This window comes from Microvirga lotononidis (genome assembly GCF_034627025.1).
Lineage (GTDB): Bacteria > Pseudomonadota > Alphaproteobacteria > Rhizobiales > Beijerinckiaceae > Microvirga > Microvirga lotononidis.
This window is the reverse complement of the sequence record NZ_CP141048.1, coordinates 4,719,261-4,737,590: the sequence shown is the minus strand read 5'-3', so window position 1 is coordinate 4,737,590 and position 18,330 is coordinate 4,719,261. Positions and strand designations below refer to the sequence as shown.

Below are 18,330 nucleotides of genomic sequence, written 5' to 3'. Positions count from 1 at the left end.
AGGGGGAGCAATTGCCGAAGCACTCATCGAAGCTTGGACAGGATGAAGACAAGGCCGAGGCCGATCGTGTGCTGGACGAGCAGCTCGACGACACGTTTCCGGCCAGCGATCCGCCCAAGGTCACGCATCCCGCGCCGTGACCGCATCACGGGGGACGAGGGAAGAAGAGGAGGACAAGCAAGGCCGTTGAGGCGGCCCGTTCACGTGCAACCGAGACAAGACCCAACGTTCAAGTCCAGGAGACCAGTGAATGTCCATATTGACCAGGTTCATGACCACGGCCGCGGCCGCCGTCGTGGGACTTGCCGTCGGGGGCGCCTTGCCCGCGGCGGCCCAAACTCCTACGCCGTCGCCGCAGACGTCGGCGCCCGCCCCGACGGGCGGTACGCAAGCGCGGCCCAACATCCTCGTCATCTTCGGCGACGATGTCGGCCAATCCAACATCAGCGCCTATACGCGCGGCCTGATGGGCTACAGGACACCGAACATCGACCGCATTGCCAACGAGGGCATGATCTTCACCGACTACTACGCCGAGAACAGTTGCACGGCGGGGCGGTCGACTTTCATCACGGGGCAGGCCTGCCTGCGGAGCGGGCTCTGCAAGGTCGGGATTCCGGGCGCTCCCGTCGGGATGCAGAAGACCGACATCACGATGGCCGAGGCCCTCAAGCCGCTCGGCTATGCCACGGGCCAGTTCGGCAAGAATCACCTCGGCGACCGCGACGAGTACCTGCCGACCGCGCACGGCTTCGACGAGTTCTTCGGCAACCTCTATCACCTCAATGCCGAAGAGGAGCCCGAGCGTCCATACTGGCCGAAGGATGATCCCGCCTTCCTCAAGGCCTACGCTCCCCGTGGCGTCCTCAAGACGTCGGTGGACGGCAAGATCGAGGACACCGGCCCGCTCACGAGGAAGCGGATGGAGACGATCGACGACGAGACGACCGGCGCGGCGATCGACTTCATGCAGCGCCAGACGAGGGCCAACAAGCCGTTCTACACATGGATGAACTTCACCCGCATGCACATCTTCACCCATGTGCGGCCGGAGTTCCGCGGCAAGAGCGGCATGCCCGGCAATGAATATGGCGATGGCATGTGGGAGATGGACCAGAACGTCGGCAAGCTGCTCAAGGCGCTCGACGACATGGGTGTCACCAATAACACCATCGTGGTCTTCACGACGGATAACGGCCCCAACGCGTTCACCTGGCCCGATGCGGCCACGACGCCGTTCCGCTCGGAGAAGGACACGAACTGGGAAGGCGCGTTCCGCGTACCCGCCATGGTCCGCTGGCCCGGCAGGATCAAGGCGGGCGAGGTCGCGAACGGGATCGTCTCCGGTCTCGACTGGTTCCCGACGCTGCTGGCGGCGGCCGGCGACCCGGACGTGAAGGAGAGGCTGCTCAAGGGCTGGCAGCCTGCGGGCAACCCGACGACGTTCCGCAATCACCTCGACGGTTACAACCAGCTCGACTACCTGACGGGCAGGACCGACAGGAGCGCGCGGAACGAGTACTTCTACTTCAACGACGACGGTGATCTCGTCGCGATGCGCATCGGCGACTGGAAGCACGTCTTCGAGAAGCAGGAGCAGCCCGGTCAATTCGATGTCTGGGCTCACCCCTTCACGCCATTGCGTGTGCCCAAGCTCTTCAACCTGCGCATGGACCCGTACGAGCACGCCGAGATCTCGGGCAGCATGTACGATCAGTGGCGGGTCGAGAACGCCTACCTTCTCGCCCAGGCGCAGATCAAGGCGGCCGAGTTCCTCGAGACCTTCGTGGAATATCCGCCCAGCCAGCGCATCGCGAGCTTCAGCATCGACCAGATCCGCCGGGGCGTGGACCGGAAGATCGACGAGTCGTTCAAGAAGCGCGGCCTCGAATGATCGTACCGCCGGCTGCCCCGCGGCAGCCGGCCCATGCCGCGACACGAGAGGGAAGACCGAACAGTGACCCAGGCACGCGCCAAGCCTGTCCCGCACCGCGCCAGCGGGCGTCAACGCCCCCGTCCGATCGGAGGATCGCAGGAGCGCGGGAGCCACTTGGTGCCCGCGCTCCTGCTCGTGTTCTCGGGCGCAGTCGCCCTCATCTTCCAGATCGTCTGGATCAAGCAGCTCACGCTGGTGATCGGCGTGGAGGTGCATGCCATTGCCATCGGGGTCGGCGCCTTCTTCGCGGGCCTCGGGCTCGGCAGTCTCGTCTGGGGCAGGATCGCCGACCGGACGCACCGTCCCTTGCGTCTCTACGGGTTGCTGGAATTCGGCGTATCGCTCTTCGGCACCGCCACGACCCTGCTTCTGTCCAACGCCGCGTCGACCTTCGCGCGTCTGGAGGACGTCAGCCTCCCCTTGGCGTGGGCGCTGCCGATCGCCGCAGTCGCGGTGCCTGCCGTCCTCATGGGTGGGACGTTGCCCGTCCTGATCCGATCCATTGTCCATGGCGGTGCCGATGCCGGGGGACGGCTGTATGCCGCCAATACCTGCGGGGCCGTCATCGGGGCACTCCTTCCTCCCTTTCTCCTCATTCCGATGCTCGGCGTTCGCGGTTCCGCCCTCGCGGCGGCGGCTGTCGGCGTTGCCGTGGGAGCCGTCGCGTTGTGGGTCGATCGGACGAGCCCTCGGACAGTCCCGGCAAGGGATGTGGCCCCGCCACCCGATGCCCGACGTGGCGCTGCCACCGCCCTTGCGCTCTACGGCATCGCGGGCGCGGTTGCCCTCGGATACGAGATCGCGTGGTCGCAGGCCATCGTTCCGTTCACGAGCACGCGAGCCTTTGCGTTTTCCGTCGTGCTCGCCACCTACCTACTCGGGATCGCGCTTGGGGCGGGCCTGTTCGCCAGGTTCGCCGCGCGGGCCGGAGACCCCTGGGGAATGTTCGGCCTCCTGATCGCGGCGGCGGGCGCGGCGGCCCTGCTCGGCATCGTGACGCCAGGGCCGTGGCTCGTCGTGGCCCAGACCGCCGCCGAGGCTGCCGTGCTGTCGGTGACAAACAACGACCTCGCGGGCATGTCCGCCCGCTTTGCGGTAGCGGCCATCGCCGTTGTCCTTCCGGCGACAATCCTGCTGGGTGCCGCCTTCCCGGCCGCCCTGCGCCTCGTCATGGAGGATCGACCCACCGGGAGGGGGATGGGGGCGGCGCTCGCCGTCAATACCATTGGTGGCATCGCGGGCACGGCCCTGACGGGGTTCGTTCTGGTGCCCGCCCTCGGCGTGGTGCGCACGCTTGGCCTGCTCGCGGCCGGCGCCGCTGCCATAGGCCTTGCCACGATCGCGGCGGGCGGCACCAGCCGACGGCTTAAGGGAGCGATCGTCGGCGTCGCCCTCGTTTCCGTGGCCGTTGTGGTCCTGGCCCCGGCTGACGGGCTGGCGAGGGTCTTCCCGGGACTGCGCGGAGGCTCGCTCGCCTTCTACGAGGAAGGACGGGGCGGGACCGTTGCCGTCGTCGAGCGTGGGACCGGCGCGAACCGCTTCCGGCGCCTCTACATCCAGGGTGTCTCGAACTCCGGCGACGCGATGCCGTCGCTGCGCTACATGCGGCTCCAAGCCCTGCTGCCGCTCATCGTCCACAACGGCGAACCGCGGTCGGCGCTCGTGATCGGCTACGGCACCGGGATCACGGCGGGAGCGATGCTGCGCCATCCCGGCCTCGAGCGCCGCGTAGTGGCGGAGTTGCTGCCGGCAGTCCTGAAGGCTGCTCCCCTATTCAAGGGTACCTTCGGTGCGTCATCCGATCCGCGGCTGGACATCCGCCTGAGGGACGGCCGGCGCGAGTTGCAGCGCTCCGATGAGACCTACGACCTCATCACGCTCGAGCCACCGCCGCCATCCGCTGCGGGCGTGGTCAACCTCTACTCGAGCGATTTCTACCGTCTCGCCGCATCGCGCCTGCGTCCGCAAGGCATCGTCGCGCAATGGCTGCCGTTGCCGACGCAGAACGAGGACGACACGCGCTCGCTCGTCCGAAGCTTCGTGGACGTGTTCCCGCATGCCATGCTGTGGACCACGGAGCTGCACGAGATGCTGCTGGTCGGTTCGATGGATCCGATGACGCTCGATCTCGGACGTATCCGGCAACGCATGGCCCTGCCTGACGTCGCCCCCGCCCTGGCCGAAGTGGGCGTGCGTTCGCCGGAAGTCCTGCTGGCGACCTATGTCATGGGGCGGGACGGCCTTGTCCGCTTTGCCAGGAACGCGCCCGCGGTCACCGACGACCGCCCGGGCATCGAGTATGCCACCTGGGTCCGCCGCGGCGATTTCGGGCTGGTCCTGCCCGAGCTGCTGAACCTGCGCGACGACGTTCCCGTCGGCGGGGCCGACGAGGCGGCGCTCGCGGCGGTCGCCTCCCGCCGGGAGGAACTGCTCACCTTCTACCGCGCGGGCACGAGCGCCCTCGCGGGCGACCGGATCGGATGGGCCCGCGACATGCGCAGCGTGCTGGCAGCCGATCCGGACAACCCCTACTACCGCTGGTTCGTGCGGGGCGAGCCATGATGCGGGCTTGCCGGACGCTGCCACGAGCACGGGGCCTAGGCGGAGGATCAGGGTCGATGCCGGCCCTGGCCCTCGGCCTGATCGTCGCCGCATCGCCGGCCTTGTCCCAGCCGTCAGGCGTCGCCGTGAGGACAGCGCTCGATCCTGCCGGCAGCGCCGTCGTCGGCCAACCCATCAGCCTCTACGTCGACGTCCTGTTCCCCGACGTCATGCCGCGGCCGCCGCGGGTCAGCGTCGCGGACGCACCGGGCACCCAGGTGATGCGGTTCGAGAGCCAGGGCCTGACCATCCGCGAGACCATCGGCCAGCAGTCCTACGTCGGCCAGCGCTTCACCTTCGCCGTCTTCCCGCGCCGCGGCGGCAGGCTCACGGTTCCGGCCCCGCAAGTCACCCTGCTCGACCCTGGCGGGGATGTCGCCGGAACGACCGCGGGCAGCCCGGTGGGTCTGGACGTCACCGTCCCGCCCGGCATCGATGCCTCGGGCCCCGTGATCGCCTCGAGCCGGGTGTCGGCGCGCCAGACGTGGTCCCCGGACGAGGCAACCCGCTTCGAGACCGGCGGCGCCCTTGTCCGGGCGATCACGCGGGAAGCCGCGGACGTGCCTGCGCTCGGCATGCCGGAGCTCTCGTTTGCTGTACCCGATGGCATCCGAATCTACCCTGATCCGCCCGTGAGCGAGGATCGCGTGGATCGAGGCTCGGTGACCGGACACCGCACCGACAAGGTGACGTATGTGTTCGAGCGGGCGGGCACGTTCGTGCTCCCGGCTCTCGTATTGCCGTGGTGGGATCTCCGGACGAAGTCGGCACAGGCCGCGAACCTCGAAGGCAGAAGCGTTACCGTCACGACCCCGGCCACGCCGGCTGCATCCCGCGCTGGCTTTCGGATCAGGTCCCGCACTTGGCTGCTGGCATCCGCAGGCCTTGCCGCCATCCTGGCAACCGTCGTCATCGCCGCCTGGTACGGTGCGCCGGGAGCGCGGCAAGCTTGGCTCGCGTGGCGGCAGCGGCGGGCCGCGTCGGAGAAATCCGCGCGGCGGACTCTGCGTCGGGTCGCTAGGGGCGGGGACGCCGCCGCGACCTATCGCGCGTTCGCGGAATGGAAGACGAGGCTGTCGCCATCCCAGATCGAGTGGGTCTCGCGGAATGAGGCATTGGGCACCGCCGCGGCGCAACTCGAACGCTCCCTGTTCGGCCCTGGCGGAGAGCCGTGGACCCCGGAACGGGGATGGCGACTCGCCGAGGCGGCCTGGTCCGTCCCGAATGCCCACGCCCGTGTCCGGCGACCATGCGCATTGCCACCGCTCAATCCCGTCGGGAGGTCATGAGATGCCCATCCCCAGCACCTTCTTGCCCACACGCCGTGCATTTCTCGCGCTCGCGGTGGTTGCCATGCTCACGCTCACGGCGCCGGACACGCGGGCCCAGACCGATCCCCTGCCGTCCTGGAACGACGGCGCGGCCAAGAGCAGGATCATCGACTTCGTGCAGCGGGTGACGCGTCAGGGTGGCCCCGACTTCGTGCCGGTCGAGGAGCGCATCGCCACCTTCGACAATGACGGCACGCTCTGGACCGAGCAGCCCATGTACGTGCAGGCCGCCTTCGTGGAGGAGCGCGCCAAGGAACTTGCCCGGACCAACCCGGAGCTGGCGAACAGACAGCCCTTCAAGGCGCTCCTTAACGGCGACAAGGCTGCATTGGCCGCGCTTGGAGAGCAGGGCATCGCGGACCTCATGATCGCCACCCACAGCGGGATTACGACGGCGGAGTTCGAGGCGACGGTCACGGACTGGCTTGCCAAGGCGCGACACCCGCGCTTCGACAGACCCTACACGTCGCTGACCTACCAGCCGATGGTCGAACTGCTCGCGTACCTGCGAGCGAACGGCTTCAAGACCTTCATTGTCTCGGGCGGCGGTGTCGAGTTCATGCGGCCCTGGACGGAAAAGGCCTACGGCATCCCGCCCGAGCAGGTCGTGGGGTCGAGCGGCAAGACCGCATACCGCCTCGAGGGGGATAGGCCCGTGATCGAGAAGCTGCCGACGGTGGAGTTCGTCGACGATGGGCCCGGCAAGCCGCTGGGGATCAACCGCTTCATCGGCCGCCGCCCCGTCTTCGCGGCCGGAAACTCGGACGGCGACCTCCAGATGCTGCAATGGACCACGCTGAACACGGGTCCGCGCTTCGCCCTGATCGTCCATCACACCGATGCGGAGCGCGAATACGCCTACGATCGCCAGTCGCACGTCGGCCGGCTCGACAAGGCCCTGGACGAGGCACCGACGCGAGGGTGGCTCGTGGTCGACATGAGGAGCGATTGGAGGACGATCTACAAGCCATAGCCTCGGAAGCGCTTTCGGCACGCCTTTTGGACCGATCCAGAGGAGTTGGACATGAGCGAGAAGAACCTGAGCAGGGAGCAACAAGACACGGGGGAGGAGCGGAGCGTCAACCGACGTGACATCCTCCTGTCGGGGACCGCAATGGCCCTGACATCGATGGCGGGTACCGGAGCATCGGCACAAGCCCAGCAGCCCCAGACCGCGCCAAGCGTGTCGCCCGCTTCCGGACAACGACCCAACATCCTCGTCATCTTCGGTGACGATATCGGGCAGACCAACATCAGCGCCTATTCCTTCGGGGTGATGGGCTACCTCACGCCCAACATCGACCGCATCGCCCGGGAAGGCATGATGTTCACCGACTACTATGCCGAGCAGAGCTGCACGGCGGGGCGCTCGACCTTCATCACGGGCCAGTGCACCCTGCGCACCGGCCTGTCGAAGGTCGGCATGCCAGGGGCGACAGTCGGGTTGCAAGCGAGGGATGCGACGCTCGCCGAACTGCTCAAGCCACTCGGCTACGCGACCGGCCAGTTCGGCAAGAACCACCTCGGCGACCGCGACGAATACCTGCCGACCGCGCATGGCTTCGACGAGTTCTTCGGCAACCTCTATCACCTCAATGCCGAAGAGGATCCGGAGAACCACTTCTACCCACAGGACCCCGAGTTCCGGAAGCGGTTCGGGCCGCGGGGCGTGCTGAAGACCTCCGTCGACGGCAGGATCGAGGATACCGGGCCGCTGACGAAGAAGCGCATGGAGACCATCGACGACGAGACCTCGGCGGCGGCCATCGACTTCATGCAGCGTCAGGCACGCGCGAACAAGCCGTTCTTCTGCTGGTTCAACTCGACCCGCATGCACTTCCGTACCCATGTGCGGCCGGAGCATCGCGACAAGCCTGGGCTGACGTCCCGGACCGAATATGCCGACGGCATGATCGAGCACGATGCGCATATCGGTCAGCTTCTCAAGGCCGTGGACGATCTCGGCATCGCCGGCAACACCATCGTGCTCTACACCACCGACAACGGACCGCACCAGAATTCCTGGCCGGATGCGGGCACGACGCCGTTCCGCAGCGAGAAGAACACCAACTGGGAAGGCGCCTTCCGCGTGCCTTGCATGATCCGCTGGCCGGGACGGATCAGACCGGGCTCCGTGTCGACCGAATTGATCAGCGGTCTCGACTGGGTGCCCACCCTGATGGCGGCTGCGGGCGATCCCGACATCAAGGACAAGCTGCTGAGAGGTCACCAGGCCGGAACGAAGACCTTCAAGGTCCATCTCGACGGCTACAACCAGCTTCCGTACCTGACAGGCCAGCAGGACAGGAGCGCGCGCAAGGAATTCGTCTATTTCGACGACGACGGCGATCTCGTCGCCCTGCGCTACGAGAACTGGAAGATCGTCTTCGACGAGCAGCGCGCCCAGGGGACGATGCGGATCTGGGCCGAGCCGTTCACGCGTCTACGGGTGCCGAAGGTCTTCAACCTGCGCTCGGATCCTTACGAGCGGGCGGACATCACCTCGAACACGTATTACGACTGGTTCATGTCGGACGCCGCGGGCGTGTTCCTGGCCGCGCCAACCGTCGTGGGTCAGTTCCTGGCCACCTTCAAGGAATACCCGCCTAGCCAACGCGCAGCGAGTTTCAGCATCGATCAACTCGTGGAGAAGATGCAGCGGAGCTTCGACGCGCCTGCGCAATGACGCGCGCATAGGCCGGCAGACGGCTCGACTGTAACCTTCTGCCGGCCCAATCAGGAAAGAGGGTTGTCATGAGTACTCAGGTATCGAACCGCAGGCGGAGGAGGGCGCGCGAACTCGGCCGGGTCCCGGGAAGATGCCGCGTGGGGCAGCGCCTTTCTGCAATGATCCTCGCGCTCGGATCATTCAGCAGCCTCCTGGCGGGCACCGCAGACGCCACGGAAGGTGGGGCCAGCCTGTACCTCCCGGGCTTCCACGGCCCAGGCGCTGCCCTCGTCCCGCCGCCCGGCGTCTACCTCGAGAACGACTTCTACATGTATTCCGGTGAGTTGAAGGGCGGGCGCCGCATCCAGATCGGTGGGGCCGTCTTGGCGGATGTGGAGGTCGAGGCCCGGGCCGACTTCCTGACGGCAACCTGGATCACGCCCCTGCAAATCCTCGGCGGGCAGGTGGGCTTCGGCGTCAGCGTGCCGTTCGGCGTGCCGCGGGTCAGCTCCGGCATCCTGATTGAGGCGCCGCCGCTCGGGCGCCCCTTCGCCTTCAGCCAGCGGGATGCCTCGTTCGTCCTCGGCGATCCCATCACGACAGCCCTGGTCGGCTGGCATGCGGGCAACTTCCACTGGTCGATCAGCGGCTCGGTCAACGTTCCGGCCGGCGGTTACCAGGAGGGGGAGCTGTCGAACCTGGCTTTCAACCGCTGGATCGGCGACGTCTCCGCCGCACTCACCTGGCTCGATCCGGAGCTCGGCCTCGACATCTCGGGTACGGTCGGCTTCGAGATCAACGGCGAGAACCCCGCGACCGATTATGCCAGCGGCAACGCCTTCCACGCCGATCTGGCCATCACCAAGAACATCACCAAGGAGTTCTCCGTCGGTCTTCAGGCCGGTTATTACGACCAGGTATCCGAGGACGGCGGCCGGGGCAACCGGATCGGGCCGTTCAAGGGACGGGTGGCGGCGGTCGGCGCCACGGCAGGCTACACGTTCACCGTCGCCGGCACGCCCGTGACGACCCGCATCAAGGTACTGCGCGAGGTCGACGTCGAGAACCGTCCGCAGGGCACCATCGGCCTGTTCACCGTGGCGTTCCCGCTCGGCGGACATGCGCATCCAACGCCACCCGCGGCCATCATGGCGAAATACTGAGTTCGCACGATGTCCTTCATCGCCGAACCTGGTCTCGCGCCTGGTGGTCCTGAGGCGGTGCCTTGAACCGAAGGCGGCACTTACGGAGAGATCAATGTCAGGCCTCGACATCTTCGCCTGGATCGTCCTCATCGTCCTCGTCGCGACGCTCATCGCGGTGTTCGTGGCGCTCGGGATGATGCCCGGGCACATCGCGCGCAAGCGCGGTCATCCCTGGCCGGAGGCAGTCACGGTCGGGAGCTGGGCCACCCTGATCTGCGGCTTCGTGTTCTGGCCGCTGGTGCTGATCTGGGCCTATGTCGATGTGCCGAAACGGCGGGAGGAGCCGAAATGATCGTCGTCCTGCTCAACTCCTACATTGCGCTGCTGGCTCTGTTCGTCTGGCTGCGGTTCATCCCGTTCAACCTGTTCTGGAAGCTGTCGCCTGTCCTCGTGCTGCTGCTCCTTCTGGTCGGCCTGTTCATCCCGATGGGATGGGGCGCGCCGTCCGGTCCGACAGCGGTGATCCGCAACTCCGTCCAGATCGTGCCCGAGGTCGCGGGAGAGGTCATCGACGTCCCCGTTGCCGCCAACACGCCGATCAAGGCAGGCGACGTCCTGTTCCGCATCGATCCGACCACGTACCAGGCACAGGTCCAGACCCTTGAAGCCCAACTCAGGTTCGCCGAGCTGCGCCTGGGCCAGTTCTCCGAGCTCCAGAGAAACGACGCAGGGCGCGCGTTCGACGTGCAGCAACGTGAGGCGGATGTGGAACAGTTGCGGGCCCAGCTCGAGGGCGCCAGGTGGAGCCTGGATAAGGCGACCGTGCGGGCGCCGGCCGATGGCTACGTGACCAACTTGGCGCTGCGCAAGGGAACACGGGTGACCGCACAGTCCCCCGTGATGGCGTTCATCGACACCTCAGAAACGATCCTCGGGGTCGAGGTCCCGCAGATCTACTCACGCTACGTCGAGGTCGGCCAGCCCGTGGAGGTCACGTTCAAGCGTTTCCCAGGGGAAGTATTTCCCGGACGTGTCGAAGCCGTGTTGCAGGCCATCGCGACGGGGCAGGCACAGGTGGGCGGCCTTGCGGTGGCGCCATCGGAACTCCAGGCGGCACCGTTCGTGGTCCGGATCTCGCTCGATGATCGGGCCGTTGCCGGACGGCTGCCGGCCGGGAGCACGGGGGTGGCGGCGATCTACACGGAGCGCGTGCAGGCGGCCCACGTCATCCGCAAGGTCGTGCTGCGGCAGACCGCGATCCTGAACTACGTCAATCCATTCTGAGGGGATGCTCCCACAATGCAGCGTTGTCGTGTCGGCACAACACACCGGACGGGAATGGCGTCCATCCCGGAAAGACCATCCCCCTCGGCCTTGATGGGGACCGCATCCTATGCCCCAATGCCAGCCCCTTCGCCGCTGACGAGGTTCCTAATGTCCAAGGCCGGGTTCCTGACTCGGCCGCTCGCGCTCGCATGAGAGAGGGAGGAAGGAATGGCAGCAACGATGAAGGCAGCGGTATTCGTCGAACCGGGGCGCATCCTCCTCGACGAGAAGCCGATCCCGGACGTGGGGCCGCTCGACGCCCTGATCCGCATCACGACCACAACCATCTGCGGCACCGACATCCATATCCTCAAGGGCGAGTATCCGGTGGCCCGCGGTCTCACCATCGGCCATGAGCCGGTCGGGATCATCGAGAGGCTGGGGTCGGCGGTGCAGGGATACGGGGAGGGGCAGCGCGTCATCGCCCGCGCGATCACGCCCAGCGGCCACAGCTCGGCCTGCCTGTGCGGATGCTGGTCCCAGGACGAGGCACGGCTTCAAGGCCTCCGGAGGCTGGCGGTTCGGGAACACCATCGATGGAGTGCAAACGGAACACCTCCTCGTCCCCGACGCCATGACGAACCTCGCTCCCGTTCCCGAGGGTCTGAGCGACGAGCAGGTGCACATGTGCCCCGATATCATGTCCACGGGCTTCTCCGGCGCGGAGCGGGGCGGCGTGAGGATCGGTGACACTGTAGCGGTCTTTGCCCAAGGACCCATCGGACTCTGCGCCACGGCGGGAGCCCGGCTCATGGGAGCGACGACCGTGATCGTGGTCGACGGCCTGCCGGAGCGGCTGGAGATGGCCGGCAGGATGGGGGCCGACCGCTGCATCGACATCCGCGAGTCAGATCCCGTGGCGGAGATCATGAGGGTCACGGACGGACGCGGCGTCGACGTGGCAATCGAGGCCTTGGGAGGCAAGGCATGTTCTCGAGCGCCTTGCGGGTCCTACGGCCGGGCCGGACACTGTCGTCGCTCGGCGTCTACGCCGCCGACCTCTGCATCCCGCTCGATGCCTTCGCGGCCGGACTTGGAGACCTGTCCATCGTTTCGACCCTGTGCCCGGGCGGCAAGGAGCGCATGCGGCGGCTCATGGATGTGATCGCGTCCGGGCGGGTCGATGCCACCGCGCTCGTGACCCACCGGTTCCCGCTCGACAGGATCGAGGAGGCCTACGATCTCTTCGCGCACCAGCGGGACGGTGTTCTCAAGGTAGCCATCACCCCTTGAGCCGATGGATGCCCGTCGACCGCATCATTCCCGGCGCACGCAGCGGAAGCCGATGTGGCTCGTGGAGGTGTCGACCGGATGCGGGTGCCGCGCTGCCGGACGATAGCGGCGGCAGTAGTTCGGCGCGCACAGGTGCGAGCCGCCCTTCACGACCTTGCGCGGAATCCTGATCTCCGGTTGCCTGGGATCGTAGCTCGAATCCTCGTGGCCGCCGCGCGGGTTCTCCGGGATGCAGCAGGCCTTCGGCGCGTCGTCGGGGTGCTTCGGCGTGTACCAGTCGTTCGTCCATTCCCAGACATTTCCGATCATGTCGACGAGGCCGTAGCCGTTGGCCGGATACGAGCCGACCGGGGAGGTGCGCTCGTAGCCATCGAGCATGGTGTTCTGGAATGGGAACTGTCCCTGCCAGGTATTCGCCATCTGCCGACCGTCGGGCGTGAGTTCGTCGCCCCAGGCGAATTCGGCGCCGTCGAGCCCGCCGCGGGCCGCGAACTCCCATTCCGCCTCGGTCGGCAGGTCCTTGCCGGCCCAGCGGGCATAGGCGAGGGCGTCCGTGTGGCTGACATGGACGACCGGGTGGTCCTCCAGCCCCTTGAGGTTGCTGTTGGGACCGTTCGGCCGTTTCCAGTTCACGCCGAAGGCGAAGGTCCACCATTGGCTCCAGTCGCGCAGGTCCACCGGATGGGACGGTGGCGTGAACAGCAGGGAGCCTGCCTTCAGCATCTCGCGTCGGGCTCCCGGATAATCCTTCGCATCAGGTATCGTCTCGGCGGTCGTGACATGGCCGGTAGCCTGGATGAAGGACTTGAACTGGCGGTTGGTGACCGGAGCCGCGTCCATCCAGAAGCCGTCGACGGTCACTCGGTGGACGGGGGCCTCCTCCGGATAGTGGTCGTTCGATCCCATGGCGAACGTGCCGCCGGGAATCCGGACCATGCCGTCTCCGGTTGTGGAGAGCTTCGAAGAGATCGGTGAGTGCTTCATGGGGCGCTTCCCGGGTTTGGAGGCGTGGATTGGGACTGGAGCTGATAGGCGAACTTCGCCCGCAGGAAGTCGGCGGGCTTGGTCTGGACGCCACGCAGCCACAGCGCTCGCACCGCCTCGTCTGACATGGGAGTGCCGCCCGCGACCTGATCGTCCTTGCCTTCGCTGCCCTTGGGCTTGTTCGGATCGAAGACGACCTCGTCGGGTCGGGAATCCGTATCGCCCATGTCGCCGCCCGTCGTCTTCAGGCGATCGGCCCGCAGCCGGGCCAGCGTCCGGTTGGCTTCGGCCTCCGCCCAGCCGGGCCGGAGCTGGAGGGCGCGGTCGTAGCGACCGACGGCGTTGTCGTACTGTCCGAGCATCACGAGGGCATTGCCCTGGTCGTAGGCGGCCTCGGCCGTGTCGAGGCCGGACAGGGCCTGGGCGGCTTCCTTGAACGCGCCCGCCCGGAACAGGGCCACGCCGCGTCGCATGGGGTCGACGAACGCATCGGCAGCCTCCTGGTAGCGGCCTTCGTGCATCGCCCAGGCGCCGCGCTGGTCGGGCGTGAGCAGGAGGTCGCGCCACCCTGAGGCCGCGCCGAGGATCCCCAAGCCGATCACGACTGCGCCGGCGATGCCCGCGTACGCATGCCGCGCCAGGAACGAGGACAGCCATTCTACCGTATCGCGGATCCTGTGCGCCATCGCCTCAGCTCCCCAGGACCCAGCCGCGCCGGAACCAGGCGAGGGCAAGCAACGCGAGCAGAGGCGTCAGCCAGTAGCCCGCCTCCTGCCATCGCTCGCCCTCGCCGGTGACGTCGCCGACGGCGGTGGCCCGGTCGAGCCGAGTGGCAATGGCGTCGACGTCGGAACGGTCGGGTGTCATGGCCTGGAGCGAGGCATCCAGCGCCGAAGCGCCAGTGTTCAGGTCCTGCGCGGCGTCAAGGTGCGACGGCGGAAGCGCGGCCCACAGGGTAGTCTCGAATGTCGGACCCGAACCGCCTTGGTTCTCCAGGAGGGACACTTGGTCCGGGGCAATCGTATCGGCCATGACGAGAACCGATCCTCCCTTGCCGCCGTCCCGCAGCACGGTGGAGGCCAGACGGACCGCCTCGGCCAGGCTGTCGCCCTCCTGGGGCATGATCTCGGGTGACAGGGCCTGCGCCATGGCGCCCATCACGTCCTTGTCCGGTGTCGGCGGCAGGACAAGGTGGACCGATCCAGCGTACGCGACAAGCCCCGTCGAAGCGCCCTCGCGCGCCGTCACGAGGTCCGAGAGCTTCTGGACGGCGCGGACAAGACGGTTCGGCGCCAGGTCCTCGGCCTTCATGGACGGCGTGACCTTCAGGACGACCATGACGGGTGGCCGGGCATCGGCGAACGGCGAGGGCTCGCGCCTCCAGGTCGGTCCCGCAACGGCCACGATGCCGACGATCCAGATGGCTACCAGGAGATCATCGGGCAGGAGACGGGATCGCCCTTTCACGCCAATGGCCAGCGCGCTCAGGATCGCCGGATCGATCACCGCCGCCCAGCGTGCGATCGCATCGTGCCCCGTGCGCAGGCGCCACCAGATCAACAAGGCGGGCACAAGCAACAGCAGCCACCATGGCCGCAGCAGATGAAGCGAGGCCAGCACCGCACTCATGCCGAAGCCTCCTCCCCCGTCGTCCCTTGAAGTTGACGTCGGCCCTTAATGGCGATCAGGGCGGCGGCTCCCATGCCCGTCAGCAGGGCCGCCGCCAGGGGAATCCAATAGAGATCGGTCTTCGGCCGGAAGGAGACGGTCTCGATGCGCCGGGTCTCGACCTCGTCCAGCCTGCGGTAGATCCCGGCGAGCTGCTCCCGGTCGAGTGCCCGGTAGAAGCCGCCACCCGTCCGCGCCGCCACGGCCTTGAGCGCGGTCTCGTCGAGCTTGTCCTCGCCTGCGGCGGTCGGATCGCCGATGGCGACGGTGTGGATGACGATGCTCCGATCCTTGGCGACGCCGGCCGCCTCGCCAGGCGGCATCTTGCTGGCCGTATCGTTGCCGTCGGTCAGGGCGATCATGGTCTTCGTCTTCACGGTCGACTTGTCGAACAGCGAGATGCCGAGACCGATAGCGTCGCCGAAGGCCGTCCGGGGTCCGGCCATGCCCACGGCGGTCTCCTGCACGAGCTGGCGGGCGAGCTTCAGGTCGGTCGTGAAGGGCACCAGCGCAAAGGGTGAATCGCCGAAGACCACCACGCCGACGCGATCGCCGTGGCGACGCGCGACGAACTCGTCGAGCACCTGCTTGAGCGCGGTCAGCCGATCGACCGTCCGCCCCTGCGCGTCTCTGAAGTCGTTCGTGTCCATCGAGGCGGAAAGGTCGACCAGCAGGAGCATGTCTCGGGTCGGGACATCGCGATGGAGGGGTGGCTCGATCCACTGGGGCCGCATGAGCGCGGCGAGCGCCAGGAGCCAGCAGAGGATGAGGACGGCCGTACGTCCGGCGCCGCGCCGCGCCATGACGGTGCCGCTGCCCGGCACCTGTCCGGTAAGGGCCACGAGGGTCCGGAAGAACGGCACCCTCACGCCGGCCCGATGCTCTGCACGCGGCGGCACCAACCAGGACACGAGCAGGGGCAGGGGAAGCAGGACGGCGAGCCAGGGATAGGCAAAGGTCAGCATGCTATCGTCCCCGCACCCGATGGGTTCGCAGCCAGCGCCTGGCATCGGCAACGGCCGTCGCGAATTCGTCCGGCGTCGGAGGCGGCCCGTGCTTGAAGGCGAGCCCGGGAAGGAGGCGGGCAGGCCCCGACGTGAAGTCGATCGTGCCACCGGTCCGGTCGAGGAAAGCGAGAAAGCCCGAGCCGCTCAGGGACGCAACCCGCTCGCGCCCGTAGGCGGCCATGGCGGCCCGCTTGAGGATCGGCATGACGGCGGTCACGTCCGACGTAGCATCGAGCTCGCGAAGGGCCTCGCGGCGGTAGGCGTTCGCCTGGTACCGTTTCCATCCCCGGATCGATGCGACGAGAGCGGCCGCGAACAGACCTGCGCTGATCACCCACCACCCATGGGCCGGGGGCCACCAGGGCGAAGCGGCAGGCAGGACGATGTCACGCAGGTTGGCGAGGTCGGCCGGATCGCTCGTCATGACCGGACCGCCTCCGGTGCCCGCCCGCGGATGGAATGCGTCACCCGGCGTCCCAGCAGGTCGCGGAGCTGGTCGATCGGGTCGAAATCCGCCCGGATCGGCAGCACCGGGATCGAGCGTTTGCGGGAGAACCGCTCGATCTGCCGGCGGCGGCGTGCGAAGTCCTGCGCGAACCGCGTTCTCAGGTCGGTGGACGACAGGTCGATCTCCATCTGGCGGTTCGCCTCGGCGACGACGACGGGGCCGATCGGAGGAAGGTCGGCCTCGAGGGGATCGTAGACGAAGACGCTCAGGACGTCGTTGTGGGCTGTGAGCGCCGTCACCCGCTCCACCGTTTCCTGATCGGCCCCCGCTGCGTCGGTGATCAGGCACAGGAGGCCGTCATGCTTCAGGAACGGCGCGGCACGGCGGAGAGCGTCGTTCAGCGCCCCAGGCGTCGCGTGCCCCGCGATGCGGCCGGGGAGGGCTCGGTTCAGTTCCGCAACCGCATTGATGACGGCCGTGGCCCCGGCGTCCCGAGCCTGCGGCTTGACCGTCACCGCCCCGTCGTCGGAGAACACCACCGCCCCGATCCGGTCGCCGAGCGAGGTGACCCGCCAAGCGGATGCGGCGGCAACCTCGGCGGCAGCCACGGACTTCGTGGCCCGGTGGCTGCCGAAGAACATCGATAGGCGCTGGTCGACGAGCAGCATGACGGCCCGGTCCCGCTCCTCGGTGTAGACGCGGATGAAGGGTTCGCGCAGGCGGGCGGTCGCGTTCCAGTCGATCGTGCGGGTGTCGTCGCCGGGATAGTAGGGACGCAGCTCCTCGAAGTTCAGGCCACGGCCGCGCAGGCGCGAGGCATGGGGCCCCGTGAGGATGCTGTGCACGGGCTGGCGCGGGAGGAAGCTGAAGCCCCGTGCCTTGTGCCGCAGCCGGAGCAGCTCGTCCACCGTGACGGAGGTCCGGCCATGGGAGGCTGGGGGGTGGTGCGATGATCCGCCCGAGGCCATCCGGCGCCTCCGTCCCGATCAGGCCGCGACCGCGACCTGACGGATGATCTCGTCGATCACGTCGTCGGGCTTCACGCCATCGGCCGTCGCCTCGTAGCTCAGGGATACGCGGTGGCGCAGGCAGTCATGGGCGATCGCCTGCACGTCCTCCGGCACGACGTAGTCGCGCCCCTGGAGCCAGGCGTAGACCCGTGACGTTTGGTCGAGCGCTAGGGAACCGCGCGGACTGGCGCCGATGGCGATCCATTGCTTGAGCCTGTCGCCGTACTCGGAAGGGCGGCGGGTCGCCGCGATCAACCCCACCATGTAGGTCTCGATGGCCTCCGCGGAGGTGATGGCGTCGATCTCGCGACGGACGTCGAAGATCGCCTGCTGCGGGATCTTCGGAGGGGAGGAGGATGCGCTCCCGCCGGCGTTCTCTTCCCGGACCAGACGCAGGACCTTCACCTCATCCGCGTCGCTCGGATAATCGATGCGCACATGCATCAGGAAGCGGTCCATCTGGGCCTCGGGCAGCGGATAGGTGCCCTCCTGCTCGATCGGGTTCTCGGTCGCGAGTACCATGAACAGGTCGGGCAGCCTGTAGCGCTTGCCCGCCACCGTAACCTGCCGCTCCTCCATCGCCTCGAGCAGGGCGGACTGGACCTTGGCCGGGGCACGGTTGATCTCGTCGGCCAGGATGAGGTTGCCGAATACCGGGCCCTGCCGAAACTCGAAGGTGCCGCCGCCCTGGCCGTCGCTGCGGTAGATCTCGCCCCCGGTCACGTCGGACGGCAGGAGGTCGGGGGTGAACTGGATGCGGCTGAAGGCGGCCTCGAGATTGCGCGCGAGGCTCTTGATGGCGCGGGTCTTGGCGAGCCCCGGCAATCCCTCGATCAGCACGTTGCCGTTGGCGAGAAGCGCGATGATGAGCCGTTCGACCACCCGCTCCTGGCCGATGATCGCCTGGTTCACCCGCGCCTGGAGGTCGAGGATGACGTCGCGGGCCGACAGCCTTACTCCGGCCTCCGGCCCG

16 protein-coding genes and 1 pseudogene are annotated in these 18,330 nt (G+C 67.6%); 10 read left to right on the top strand and 7 right to left on the bottom strand.

The features are described 5' to 3' along the window. Positions 1-11 precede the first annotated feature (11 nt). The 10 genes and pseudogenes from U0023_RS22290 (at position 12) to U0023_RS22245 (ending at position 12,240) form a co-directional block, all read left to right on the top strand. On the top strand, positions 12-140 hold the full coding sequence (locus tag U0023_RS22290) for a hypothetical protein (RefSeq protein ID WP_280943228.1): 129 nt from the start codon (positions 12-14) through the stop codon (positions 138-140). A 110-nt stretch (positions 141-250) separates the two neighbouring features. After that, positions 251-1,894 (top strand): arylsulfatase, encoded by a 1,644-nt coding sequence (locus U0023_RS22285; RefSeq protein WP_009493805.1) that lies wholly within the window; start codon positions 251-253, stop codon positions 1,892-1,894. Between the two features lie 63 nt (positions 1,895-1,957). Beyond that, positions 1,958-4,498, top strand: a complete 2,541-nt coding sequence (locus U0023_RS22280) for a fused MFS/spermidine synthase (RefSeq protein ID WP_210161049.1) — start codon at positions 1,958-1,960, stop codon at positions 4,496-4,498. Positions 4,499-4,554: 56 nt separating this feature from the next. Next, positions 4,555-5,826 carry a BatD family protein gene (locus tag U0023_RS22275; protein ID WP_009493807.1) on the top strand — a complete coding sequence of 424 codons (1,272 nt, stop codon included), beginning with the start codon at positions 4,555-4,557 and terminating at the stop codon, positions 5,824-5,826. A gap of 1 nt (position 5,827) precedes the next feature. Further along, on the top strand, positions 5,828-6,841 hold the full coding sequence (locus U0023_RS22270; RefSeq protein WP_009493808.1) for an HAD family hydrolase: 1,014 nt from the start codon (positions 5,828-5,830) through the stop codon (positions 6,839-6,841). Between the two features lie 51 nt (positions 6,842-6,892). Then, positions 6,893-8,554 carry an arylsulfatase gene (locus U0023_RS22265; protein ID WP_009493809.1) on the top strand — a complete coding sequence of 554 codons (1,662 nt, stop codon included), beginning with the start codon at positions 6,893-6,895 and terminating at the stop codon, positions 8,552-8,554. Positions 8,555-8,694: 140 nt separating this feature from the next. Further along, positions 8,695-9,699: a SphA family protein gene (locus U0023_RS22260; protein ID WP_245273092.1), complete on the top strand. Its 1,005-nt coding sequence runs from the start codon at positions 8,695-8,697 to the stop codon at positions 9,697-9,699. Between the two features lie 94 nt (positions 9,700-9,793). Beyond that, positions 9,794-10,033 (top strand): DUF3302 domain-containing protein, encoded by a 240-nt coding sequence (locus U0023_RS22255; protein ID WP_009493812.1) that lies wholly within the window; start codon positions 9,794-9,796, stop codon positions 10,031-10,033. Then, positions 10,030-10,965 carry an HlyD family secretion protein gene (locus tag U0023_RS22250; RefSeq protein WP_009493813.1) on the top strand — a complete coding sequence of 312 codons (936 nt, stop codon included), beginning with the start codon at positions 10,030-10,032 and terminating at the stop codon, positions 10,963-10,965. Before U0023_RS22255 ends, U0023_RS22250 begins: the two co-directional genes overlap by 4 nt. Before the next feature lie 210 nt (positions 10,966-11,175). Beyond that, positions 11,176-12,240, top strand: a pseudogene (locus tag U0023_RS22245) (zinc-binding dehydrogenase). Positions 12,241-12,264: 24 nt separating this feature from the next. Here the strand turns inward: U0023_RS22245 and U0023_RS22240 are convergent. Genes U0023_RS22240 through U0023_RS22210 form a run of 7 tightly spaced genes read right to left on the bottom strand, consistent with a single transcriptional unit; the run spans position 12,265 to position 18,308 of the window. Next, a complete protein-coding gene (locus U0023_RS22240; RefSeq protein WP_052600681.1) occupies positions 12,265-13,224 on the bottom strand; it encodes a formylglycine-generating enzyme family protein in 960 nt (319 codons plus the stop codon). Next, positions 13,221-13,910 (bottom strand): tetratricopeptide repeat protein, encoded by a 690-nt coding sequence (locus U0023_RS22235; RefSeq protein ID WP_009493821.1) that lies wholly within the window; start codon positions 13,908-13,910, stop codon positions 13,221-13,223. The genes U0023_RS22240 and U0023_RS22235 overlap by 4 nt, the downstream gene beginning before the upstream one ends. Positions 13,911-13,914: 4 nt before the next feature. Continuing rightward, positions 13,915-14,853 carry a VWA domain-containing protein gene (locus U0023_RS22230; protein WP_009493822.1) on the bottom strand — a complete coding sequence of 313 codons (939 nt, stop codon included), beginning with the start codon at positions 14,851-14,853 and terminating at the stop codon, positions 13,915-13,917. Continuing rightward, positions 14,850-15,857 carry a VWA domain-containing protein gene (locus U0023_RS22225; RefSeq protein WP_009493823.1) on the bottom strand — a complete coding sequence of 336 codons (1,008 nt, stop codon included), beginning with the start codon at positions 15,855-15,857 and terminating at the stop codon, positions 14,850-14,852. Before U0023_RS22225 ends, U0023_RS22230 begins: the two co-directional genes overlap by 4 nt. Before the next feature lies 1 nt (position 15,858). Then, on the bottom strand, positions 15,859-16,323 hold the full coding sequence (locus U0023_RS22220; RefSeq protein WP_009493824.1) for a DUF4381 domain-containing protein: 465 nt from the start codon (positions 16,321-16,323) through the stop codon (positions 15,859-15,861). Next, on the bottom strand, positions 16,320-17,315 hold the full coding sequence (locus tag U0023_RS22215; protein ID WP_009493825.1) for a DUF58 domain-containing protein: 996 nt from the start codon (positions 17,313-17,315) through the stop codon (positions 16,320-16,322). Before U0023_RS22215 ends, U0023_RS22220 begins: the two co-directional genes overlap by 4 nt. A gap of 18 nt (positions 17,316-17,333) precedes the next feature. Then, on the bottom strand, positions 17,334-18,308 hold the full coding sequence (locus U0023_RS22210; protein WP_040639563.1) for an AAA family ATPase: 975 nt from the start codon (positions 18,306-18,308) through the stop codon (positions 17,334-17,336). Between the last annotated feature and the right edge of the window lie 22 nt (positions 18,309-18,330).

Excerpts from the sequence above, each read along its gene's own strand:
- U0023_RS22285 (WP_009493805.1), top strand. The coding sequence starts at position 251 with ATGTCCATATTGACCAGGTTCATGACCACGGCCGCGGCCGCCGTCGTG.
- U0023_RS22275 (WP_009493807.1), top strand. The coding sequence starts at position 4,555 with ATGCCGGCCCTGGCCCTCGGCCTGATCGTCGCCGCATCGCCGGCCTTG.
- U0023_RS22270 (WP_009493808.1), top strand. The coding sequence starts at position 5,828 with ATGCCCATCCCCAGCACCTTCTTGCCCACACGCCGTGCATTTCTCGCG.
- U0023_RS22265 (WP_009493809.1), top strand. The coding sequence starts at position 6,893 with ATGAGCGAGAAGAACCTGAGCAGGGAGCAACAAGACACGGGGGAGGAG.
- U0023_RS22255 (WP_009493812.1), top strand. The coding sequence starts at position 9,794 with ATGTCAGGCCTCGACATCTTCGCCTGGATCGTCCTCATCGTCCTCGTC.
- U0023_RS22250 (WP_009493813.1), top strand. The coding sequence starts at position 10,030 with ATGATCGTCGTCCTGCTCAACTCCTACATTGCGCTGCTGGCTCTGTTC.
- U0023_RS22240 (WP_052600681.1), bottom strand. The coding sequence starts at position 13,224 with ATGAAGCACTCACCGATCTCTTCGAAGCTCTCCACAACCGGAGACGGC.
- U0023_RS22235 (WP_009493821.1), bottom strand. The coding sequence starts at position 13,910 with ATGGCGCACAGGATCCGCGATACGGTAGAATGGCTGTCCTCGTTCCTG.
- U0023_RS22230 (WP_009493822.1), bottom strand. The coding sequence starts at position 14,853 with ATGAGTGCGGTGCTGGCCTCGCTTCATCTGCTGCGGCCATGGTGGCTG.
- U0023_RS22225 (WP_009493823.1), bottom strand. The coding sequence starts at position 15,857 with ATGCTGACCTTTGCCTATCCCTGGCTCGCCGTCCTGCTTCCCCTGCCC.
- U0023_RS22220 (WP_009493824.1), bottom strand. The coding sequence starts at position 16,323 with ATGACGAGCGATCCGGCCGACCTCGCCAACCTGCGTGACATCGTCCTG.
- U0023_RS22215 (WP_009493825.1), bottom strand. The coding sequence starts at position 17,315 with ATGGCCTCGGGCGGATCATCGCACCACCCCCCAGCCTCCCATGGCCGG.